We start from the raw sequence: 9239 nt of genomic DNA on the forward strand, positions 1-9239 counted from the left end.
GCTCGCCGGCCTCCGTGAGGCGCAGCCCCCGGCCGCGCGCCTCGACGAGTGGCGTGCCGGCGGCCCGCTGGGCGGTGCGCAGCTGCTGCGAGAGGGCCGACGGGGTGCGGTGCGTGGCCGCCGCGACGGCCGCGAGGCTCCCCCGCTCGCGCAGGTCGCGGAGCAGCTCGAGGTGCCGGATGTCCATGTAGCAACCCTAAAGGGAGCAGTCACGATGATTTGCTTGTCCTGCACGATCTGGTCGCCGACGATCGACGGGTGCCGATCCGCCACCGCCTGCTCGCCGTCGTCGTCGCCGTCCTCTGGGGCGCCAACTTCATCGCCATCCACGCCTCCCTCGAGATCTTCCCACCCTTCCTCTGCTCCGCCCTGCGCTTCACGCTCATGGCGATCCCGACGCTCCTGCTCGTGCCCCGCCCCGACGTGCCCACGCGGTGGCTCGTCGGTTACGGCGTCGGCTTCGGCATCCTCCAGTTCGCCTTCCTCTACCTCGCCATGGACGTCGGCATGCCGGCCGGTCTGGCCTCCCTCGTGCTGCAGAGCTCGGCTCCCTTCACCGTCGTCCTCGGGGCCGTACTCCTCGGCGAGCGCCTCGGCACCCGGGCCGCGGCCGGCGTCGCGGTCGCCGCGCTCGGGATGGCGGTCGTCGGCAGCCAGCGGCTCGACGCGGAGGCGGGGCTCCTCCCCTTCGTCCTCACCCTCATGGGCGGGCTCGGGTGGGCCTTCGGCAACCTCGCCTCCCGCCTGGCCGTGGCGCCGCGGCCGTTGCACCTGACCCTGTGGATGACGGTGATCCCGCCGGTCCCCATGCTCACCCTGTCGCTGCTCGTCGAGGGGCCGGAGCGCATCGGCACGGCCCTGGCCGACTCGCTCTCCACCGCGGCGATCCCCGCCTGGCTGGGCCTGGCCTACACGACCGTCCTCGCGACGCTCGTGGGCTTGGGCATCTGGACCTGGCTCATGGCCCGCCACCCGTCGGGGACGGTCGCCCCCTTCTCCATGCTCGTGCCGGTGACCGGCCTGGCCCTCGCGTGGCTCCTCCTCGACGAGGTGCCCGCCCCCCCTCGAGCTCGTCGGAGGCGCCCTGGTCGTCGGCGGGGTCCTGTGGGCCTCACGCCCCCGCCGGCCTGAGGCGCTGCCGGACCCCTCGCCGGAGCCGGCGGCCCACGTGGGGAGGTGACCGCCGGCAGCGACGGGCGCACCCGACCGGCTTCTACCGGGCGGCGGCCACCAGCTGCGGCAGCACGTGCGCGGCGGTGCCCCGCACGACGAGGTGGCACATGTCCGAGATCTCGGTCTCGCCGGGGTTGACCTCGATGACCGTGGCTCCCTCGGCCCGCGCCATCGCCGGGTAGCCGGCTGCGGGGTAGACGATGCCGGAGGTGCCGATGACGAGCGCGACGTCACCCGGCTCGAGGGCGTCGATGGCCGCCTCGGTCGCGGCGACCGCGTCGTCCGGCAGGACCTCGCCGAACCACACGACACCGGGACGCACGTCCCCTTCGCACTCGGGGCAGGTCGGCGGGTCGATGCGCTCCGTCGGCTCGGTCGGCAGGTCCACGTCGCCTGTGTACGGGGTGTCACAGTCGCTGCACCGCAGCTCGAAGAGCGACCCGTGCAGGTGGGCGGCGACGGTCGAGCCGGCCCGCTCGTGCAGGTCGTCGACATTTTGCGTCGCGATGGTCACCTCGCGCCGGCCGGCGAGCTCGGCGAGCGCCCGGTGCCCGGGGTTGGGTTCGACGCCGCGGACGAGCTGCATCCGCCAGGCGTACCAGGCCCAGACGAAGGGAGGGTCCAGCCGGAAGGCCTCGGCCGTCGCCAGCTCGCTGGCGTCGAACTCCTCCCACAACCCGGTCTGCGCGTCGCGGAAGGTCGGCACGCCCGACTCCGCGCTCATCCCCGCACCGGAGAGGACGAGGACGCGGCGGGCGCCGCGGACGGCATCGACCACGGCGTCGGGCACGACGAGGTCGGTCTCGGTGGTCTCGGTCACGAGTGCTCCTGCGGAGGTACGGGCTGGGCGTGCCGCCACATCATCGCAAGGGGCGGCACGGACTGCGGCACGAGGAAGTGCACCTGCCCGCCTCGGAGGACCTCGGTGACGAGGACGTGCCCGGGCCGGGTGGCGACGTCGGCCGGCACGACGAGGCGGCCCCCGGGGTCGCCGAGCAAGACGGCGGCCCGCGAGTGCACGACGCCTCCTGCTGCGGTGGTGACGGGGGTGGCCGCCTGCATCGGCCCGAGGAGTGTCGTGCCGACCTCTCCGGTCGGCGACCGCAGGACCACATGCGAGGTGTCCGGGCTCGTCGGCAGCACCACCGCCGCCGACGGGTCCTGCGGTCCTCCCTGACCCGCGCGCGCCCGAGCGGACCGCGATCCGCCGCGGACCTCCCAGCGCAGCCACAAGGCCATGAACCCACCGCCGCCGAGGAGGACGAACCCGACGAGAGCCAGCTCGAGGCCGACCCCGCCGCCGAGGGCGAGCCCCAGCACCCCGACGGCGAGCAGCGCGAGGCCGCCGAGCACGGCCCCTGCGGACGCCAGCACGTATGTCCCGATGAGCAGCACCCGCACCACCGGACCGGGGCGCAGCATGTGGAAGAAGATCGAGCACCAGTAGAGGCCGAGGGCGGCGGCCAGGACGAGGGTCCAGAGTCGGTCCCCCACGGAGCCGCTCGGCCGGACCGCCAGCCCGAGCAGGAGGGGCACCCCGATGGGGGCGACGAAGAAGACGCCGAGACGGTTCCACCCCACGGGCCAGTTGCCCCACATCTCGTTGAGGTCGTGGCGCATCCGCCGGCCGAAGGAGACCTGGCTGCGCCATGGGGCCTCGTGGGTCTCGAGCACCGCGGTCAGTCCTGGCTCGCCGGGGTCGGCTGCTCGTACTGGGCACGGGTGCCGTGGCCCCGGAAGCCAAGGCGCTCGTAGAGCGACCGGGCGGGGTTGTCGCAGCCCACGGCCAGCCAGACCTCGTCGGCGCCGGCCCGCTGGAGGGCCGTCAGAGAGCGGGCGACGAGATGGGCACCGAGCCGGTGGCCGCGCCACTCGGGGACGACCCCGACCTCCTCGATCCAGCCGTCCGAGAGGGTGACGAAGCCGGCGACGTGGCCGCGGCGGTCCATGGCGACCCGGGAGTCCTCCGGCTGGAAGCCGCGCTGCTCGCGCAGCCACCGGCCCCAGGCCCGGGAGCTGCCGGCGCTGTAGCCGGGCTGGTCGCCGAAGGAGGCCGCGTAGGCGTGGCGGAAGGCCTCGGAGGTGTCGTCGGTGAAGGGCAGGGTGACGATGTCCTCGGGCCGGCGGACGAAGGGGATCGAGCGCAGGCTGTGCCGCATGATCGACTCGGCGAAACCGCGGTGCAGGCCGAGCTCGGCGAAGAGGGTCTCCGCCTCGGGGCTCACCGAGTCCAGGACGAAGCGCACCGGGCCCACCGAGTGGCCGATGACCCACTCGGCGATCTCCTGCCCGAGCCCCTGCCCCATGGCGGCGGGGTCGATGAGGCCGGTCGCCGTCCGAGCGCCGTCGGCACTGATGCCGATGGCGGCCGCCGCGACGATGTCACCGAGCTCGTCCCGCCCGCAGATCGACTGCTCGGTCAGGTAGCCGTCGCGCAGGTGCTGCGGGTCGGCGAGGTCGGGCAGCCCGCCGTCGCGCTCGAGGCAGGCCGTCCCGAGGCGGACGAGCGAGGCGATGTCGTCCGCGGTCGTGGGCGACCACTCCAGCACGCCCACGGATCAGCCGCCGCGGGCCGCGCGCAGGGCGGTGCGCACCAGGGGCCACTGGAGCGGCAGCCGGGCCAGCGTCCCGGCGAAGAACCCGACCGCCTGCGGCGTGCCCTTGCGCCGCGCCCGACGGCCGTGGTCGACGCTCATCTGGACGTTGGCCGGCAGCACCCCGATCAGGAGCGCTGCGCTGGCCCAGCCGGCGGCCGGGCGGGTCGCCGGTACCAGCAACCCTGCACCGCAGGCGATCTCGGCAACACCTGAGGCGAGGACGAGCTCTCTGGCGCGCCCGCGCAGTGGTGCGGGGATGATCGGCTCGTAGACCTCGGGACGCGCGATGTGAAGCACTCCCGCGCCGACGAGGAGGGCGGCCAGGCCGGTCGTGGGCAGGTCGGGTCGGGTCATCGGTTTCCTCCTAGAAGATCTGTCGCAGGTTGGCCCGCGACAGGTCCAGCAGCTCGTCGCCGCGGCCGGACATCACGGTGCGCAGGGCGTAGAGGGTGAATCCCTTGACCTGCTCGGCGGAGATCGCCGGCGGGATCGTCAGCTCCTGCCGCTCGGTGACGACGTCGACGAGCGCCGGTCCGTCGTGGGCGAAGGCCTCGCGCAGGCTGGTCTCGAGGTCGGCGGCCTCGGTGACGCGCCAGCCCTTGATCCCGCAGGCCTGTGCCACCTGGGAGAAGTCGGGGTTGTGCAGGTCGGTGCCGAAGTCGGGTAGTCCGGCGGCCTTCATCTCGAGCTCGACGAAGTTGAGCGAGGAGTTGTTGAGCACGACGATCTTGATCGGCAGGTCGTGCTGACGCACGGTAAGCAGCTCCCCCATGAGCATCGCCAGGCCGCCGTCACCGCTCAGCGTGACGACCTGACGCTCGGGCTGCGCGAGCTGCGCGCCGATGGCCTGCGGCACGGCATTGGCCATCGACCCGTGGATGAAGGAGCCGATGAGCCGGCGGTCACCGCGGCACTCGAGGTACCGGGCGGCGTACACGACCGGCGAACCGACGTCGGGGATGAAGACGGCGTCGTCGGCCGCGATCTCGTCGACCAGTCGGGCGAGGTACTGGGGGTGGATCGCCTGGTGCTTGCGGCCCCCGAGCAGCCCCTTCTTCGGTGGCTCGGCGAGTTCGTCGAGCTTGTCGCGGGTCTTGCGGTAGTGCTTGACCGAGTCCTCAAGGTGGGTGCGGTCGCGCGCGCGCTGCAGGAGCGGGAGCAGTGCCCGGATCGTGTCGCCGACGTCGCCGACGAGCCCGAGGTCGAGCGGCACCCGCCGCCCGAGGTGCTCGCCCCTCGTGTCGACCTGGATGAAGCGCGCACCCTCCGGGTAGAACTGCCGGTAGGGGAAGTCGGTGCCGAGCATGAGCACGGTCTCGGCCTCCTCCATCGCCCGGTAGCCGGAGGCGAAACCGAGCAGGCCGGTCAGGCCGACGTCGAAGGGGTTGTCTCCCTCGATGTCCTGCTTGGAGCGAAGGGTGTGCACCACCGGTGCCGCGAGCAGGTCCGCGAGGGCGAGGACGTCGTCCTTCGCTCCGGCTGCCCCGGCCCCGACGAGCAGGGTGGTGCGCTTCGACGCGCCGAGCAGCTCCGCGGCCCGCTCGAGCTGGTCTGCGGCGGGGACGATCCGCGCGCGGGCCCGCTCGACGACGGTCACCCGGTCGTCGGCGGCCTCGGTCTGGGCGACGTCACCGGGGACGACGAGCACGGCGACCCCGCGCTCCTGGATCGCCGCGCGCATGGCGGTCTCGAGCATCCGTGGCATCTGCGAGGCGTCGGTGACCATCTCGGCCCAGACGCTGCACTCGCGGAAGAGCTCCTGCGGGTGGGTCTCCTGGAAGTACCCGCTGCCGATCTCGGAGCTCGGGATCTGGGCGGCGATGGCCAGCACCGGCACCCGGCTGCGCTGTGCGTCGAAGAGACCGTTGATCAGGTGGAGGTTGCCCGGGCCGCAGCTGCCGAGGACGACGGCCAGGTCGCCGGTGAGCTCGGCATCGGCCGCAGCGGCGAAGGCGGCGGACTCCTCATGGCGCACCAGACGCCAGGCGATCGAGCCGTCACGACGCATAGCCTCGGTGAAGCCGTTGAGCGAGTCACCCGGCACGCCGTAGGCGCGGGTGACCCCGTTGGCCCTGAGGGTGGCGATGACGTTGTCGGCGATGGTGCTCATGCGCAGCTCCTTGTTCGGGAACAGTCCGTAATGCCCACGCTAGTGCCCGGTGGCAGAGTAGGGCGCATCGTCCCCGATCGAAGGGAGCGCACCGATGCGCGCCGTGTACGCCGAGAGCATCAACAGCAAGGACCCGCTCTCCGGGCTCGTCGTCGGCGAGCGACCCGAGCCACAGGCGCCGGAGGGGTGGGCGCGGGTCACCGTCAAGGCCGCGGCACTCAACCACCACGACGTGTGGTCGCTGCGTGGTCAGGGGCTCAAGGCGGAGGCCCTGCCGATGATCCTCGGCTGCGACGCCGCCGGCGTCGACGAGGAGGGCAACGAGGTCGTCGTCCACGCGGTCATCTCGGACCCTGGCTTCACCGGCACCGACGAGACGACCGACCCGCGTCGCTCGCTGCTGTCCGAGCGCTATCAGGGCACCTTCGCCGACACCGTGGTCGTGCCGCGGCGCAACCTCGTGCCCAAGCCGGAGGGCCTGAGCATGGTCGAGGCCGCCTGCCTGCCGACGGCGTGGCTCACCGCCTACCGGATGCTCTTCGTCCGCGGGGCGATGCGCCCCGGAGAGAGCGTGCTCGTCCAGGGCATCGGTGGTGGCGTCTCGACGGCGCTCGTCGCGCTGGCCCGGGCCGCCGGCCTGCGGGTCTACGCGACCTCCCGCAGCGAGGCCAAGCGAGCCCGGGCCCTGGAGATCGGGGCGCACGAGGTCTTCGACTCCGGCGAGCGACTGCCGGTCAAGGTCGACGCGGTCATGGAGACGGTCGGTCGTGCGACCTGGCAGCACTCGATCCGCTCCCTTCGCCCCGGCGGTCGGATCGTCATCGCCGGCACGACGAGCGGGCCGCAGGTCGACGACGCGATGCTCACGCACATCTTCTTCCTCCAGCTGGGCGTCATCGGCTCGACGATGGGCACGCGCGACGAGCTCGACGCCCTCGTCCAGATGCTGCACGCCACGGGCACCCGGCCCCTCGTCCATGCCCAGCTGCCGCTCGAGCAGGCCCGTGACGGGTTCGCGCAGATGATCGAGGGCGACCAGATCGGCAAGATCGTCTTCACCCTCTGACGCCGGCCCGCACGGCTACCCTCGCCGCATGCGCGCTCCCTCCCGTACCACCGTCGTTGCCGCCACCCTCGCCGGCCTCCTGGGGTGGGCGCGGGGTGGCTCGGCGCGGCGCGCCCCTGGCAGGACGAGCTGATGGTCACCGAGGCGGGCGACGGCAGCGGCACCGTGCAGCTCATCGCCACCGAAGCCCACGACGAGGTTCCCGGGGGGCTCCAGCAGTGGTGGACCGACGGTCGCTCGACCCTCCTGTTGGCGCCCACGGACAGCGGCTTCGCCCTGCTGCCGCAGCGAGAGGTACCCGGAGGTCGGTGGGAGGCATACGTCGACACCACGAGCAGGGTCCGCCCCGTCGATCTCGCGGCCCTGCCGGGCAGCGAAGACGGCCCGTGGGTGGCCTTGGGGGCCTCGTCGGCCCACACGGTTGACCACACGCTGCGGTCGTGGTCCGGCGACTGGGCGGGCCAGTCCGACCCCGACGCTGCGCTGCCCGCGCCGACGGCGTCGAAGGTGCCGGCAGCTCCCGACCCGATGATCTCTGGAGAGACCGCACTCCACTCCTTCGTCGCGGTGGCGACCATCGACAGCCACGATCTGGGGGTGACCGCCTGGCACCAGGAGTCGACGTCGGGGGTGAAGAACACCACACGCGGGCTCGCCGTGAGCCCGGACGCGAGCGCCTGCCGCTGGGGGGACGAACTCGAGGCGCCGGGCATCCCGGTCGACCTCGCCTCGACGGGGACCGGCTTCGTCCTCGTCGTCGACGGGATGGACGGCGTGCGGGTCCTCTTCGCCGACGACGCAGGACTCGACTGGCAGGAGGTCGGCAAGGCCCCTGAGGGGATGCATCTCGCGCGGGCAGTCGACACCCCCGAGGGCGCCCTCCTGCTGTGGCGCACCGACGGTGACGACGGACCCGATGAGCTGAGCATCCAGCGGGTCTCGACCGACGGGACGGTCGAGGACGAGGTCGAGGCACTGCCGCTGCCGGTGGACATCTACGGCATCACCAGCGCGGCCCGCGTGGACGACCGGTGGGTCGTCGGCGCGGGCGCCTCCGACGGCCATGCGTGGGCGAACCCCGGGTACTCCCCGGGCCGGGCCCGTCTGCTCCGCGCGGGCGACGAGGTGTGGGAGGACGTCACCCCCGAGGCGATGCGTCACCGGCTGGACGAGACCGTCGTGGCCATGGCCACCACCGTCGCGGGCAAGACGACCTTCACCCTGGCATCGCCCGTGCAACGGACGGCGTCACGCTGGCGCTGGGAGCCGACCGACCCGTCGTGAGGGCCTAGAGCAGGATCGTCGCGAAGGTGCCGACCCGCTCCATCCCGATGCGGCGGTAGGTCGCGAGGGCGGGCGCGTTGTAGTCGTTGACGTAGAGCGTCGCGAGCGGCGCGTGGTCGAGCATCGACTGCTCGAGCGCTGCCGCCATCATCGGCGCGGCCAGACCCTGACCGCGCAGCTCGGGCGTGAGCCAGACCCCCTGGATCTGGCAGGCCCCGAGACCGACGGAGCCGACGTCGGCCTTGAAGAGGACCCGTCCGCCCTCGACGACCACGTAGGTGCGTCCGGCGTGGATCAGCCGCCAGATCGAGTCGCGGTAGAAGGCAGGGCTGCCGGTGTAGGGCCGGTAGCCGATCTCCTGGGTGAACATGTGCTCGGCGGCGGGAAGCACGAGGTCGACCTCGTGCTCCTGCGCGGGCCGGACCCGGGGGTCGAGCGGGATCCCCAGCCGAGACGGGGGGTGTCGCCGTCGCGAGCAGCGGCTGCTCGCCGCGCACTGCGCGGGGGGGCGGGAAGTCGTGGCCGACGGCGTCCCACAGGCCGCGCACCTCGTCGCGGGGGCCGAGGAAGGAGGCCGACCGGCGACGGACCTTGCGCACCTGCGCGGCGAGCGGCCCCCAGCTGGCCGGGGTCGTCCCGACGGGCACGACATTGGCGACCGTCCACACCAGAGAGGCCAGTTGTCCGTCCTCGAACCACCCGAAGGCGCCGGCCGCTCCGGACCCCAGCCCACCGTCGAGGATCCGGCTCGCGACGAAGACGTGGGCGGCTGGGTCGCGCGCGCACAGGTCCAAGGCGGCATCGACGTCGTCGGGGCCCAGGAGCCGGGTGGGTTGGCGGGTGCGCAGCACCCCGCCAGCCTAGACGCCGAGCACCCTCCCCGGTCCTTCAGGAGGCCGCCCACCGTGACGAGAGCCCGGTCCCTGAGGAGGCCGCCCGCGGTGACGAGAGCCCGGTCCCTGAGGAGGCCGCCCGCGGTGACGAGAGCCCGGTCCCTGAGGAGGCGCCC

At 73.0% G+C, this 9239-nt stretch carries 9 protein-coding genes and 2 pseudogenes; 3 read left to right on the top strand and 8 right to left on the bottom strand.

What is annotated here, in order from left to right; genetic code table 11:
* A partial coding sequence (locus B277_RS11660; RefSeq protein ID WP_007928479.1) for a helix-turn-helix domain-containing protein occupies positions 1-187 on the bottom strand: 187 nt, incomplete at its 3' end.
* A 71-nt stretch (positions 188-258) separates the two neighbouring features.
* On the opposite strand from B277_RS11660, the pseudogene B277_RS11665 reads away from it, so the two are divergent.
* Positions 259-1311: pseudogene (locus tag B277_RS11665) on the top strand (EamA family transporter).
* Here the strand turns inward: B277_RS11665 and B277_RS19130 are convergent.
* Genes B277_RS19130 through poxB form a run of 5 tightly spaced genes read right to left on the bottom strand, consistent with a single transcriptional unit; the run spans position 1214 to position 5880 of the window.
* Positions 1214-1993, bottom strand: a complete 780-nt coding sequence (locus tag B277_RS19130) for an SIR2 family NAD-dependent protein deacylase (protein ID WP_007928481.1) — start codon at positions 1991-1993, stop codon at positions 1214-1216. The pseudogene B277_RS11665 and the gene B277_RS19130 overlap by 98 nt on opposite strands.
* On the bottom strand, positions 1990-2847 hold the full coding sequence (locus B277_RS19135) for a hypothetical protein (RefSeq protein WP_007928485.1): 858 nt from the start codon (positions 2845-2847) through the stop codon (positions 1990-1992). Before B277_RS19135 ends, B277_RS19130 begins: the two co-directional genes overlap by 4 nt.
* A gap of 5 nt (positions 2848-2852) precedes the next feature.
* Entirely contained in the window at positions 2853-3728 is an 876-nt protein-coding gene (locus tag B277_RS11680) for a GNAT family N-acetyltransferase (RefSeq protein WP_007928487.1), read from the bottom strand.
* A gap of 3 nt (positions 3729-3731) precedes the next feature.
* Positions 3732-4124 (bottom strand): DoxX family protein, encoded by a 393-nt coding sequence (locus B277_RS11685; RefSeq protein ID WP_007928489.1) that lies wholly within the window; start codon positions 4122-4124, stop codon positions 3732-3734.
* Positions 4125-4134: 10 nt separating this feature from the next.
* On the bottom strand, positions 4135-5880 hold the full coding sequence (gene poxB, locus B277_RS11690) for a ubiquinone-dependent pyruvate dehydrogenase (RefSeq protein ID WP_007928491.1): 1746 nt from the start codon (positions 5878-5880) through the stop codon (positions 4135-4137).
* 94 nt (positions 5881-5974) lie between these two features.
* On the opposite strand from poxB, the gene B277_RS11695 reads away from it, so the two are divergent.
* Entirely contained in the window at positions 5975-6946 is a 972-nt protein-coding gene (locus tag B277_RS11695; RefSeq protein ID WP_007928493.1) for a zinc-binding dehydrogenase, read from the top strand.
* 132 nt (positions 6947-7078) lie between these two features.
* Complete coding sequence (locus tag B277_RS11700) at positions 7079-8230, top strand: hypothetical protein (protein WP_128276818.1); 1152 nt, start codon at positions 7079-7081, stop codon at positions 8228-8230.
* Positions 8231-8234: 4 nt separating this feature from the next.
* Here B277_RS11700 and B277_RS19140 read toward each other — a convergent pair whose 3' ends face one another.
* The gene (locus B277_RS19140; protein ID WP_238539399.1) at positions 8235-8621 is read right to left on the bottom strand and encodes a GNAT family N-acetyltransferase; all 387 of its coding nucleotides are present in this window, start codon (positions 8619-8621) and stop codon (positions 8235-8237) included.
* A 106-nt stretch (positions 8622-8727) separates the two neighbouring features.
* Positions 8728-9081: pseudogene (locus B277_RS19995) on the bottom strand (DUF4081 domain-containing protein); the annotation flags it as partial.
* Between the last annotated feature and the right edge of the window lie 158 nt (positions 9082-9239).

The sequence above is a fragment of the Janibacter hoylei PVAS-1 genome, from assembly GCF_000297495.1.
In the GTDB taxonomy this organism is placed as follows: Bacteria; Actinomycetota; Actinomycetes; order Actinomycetales; family Dermatophilaceae; genus Janibacter; species Janibacter hoylei.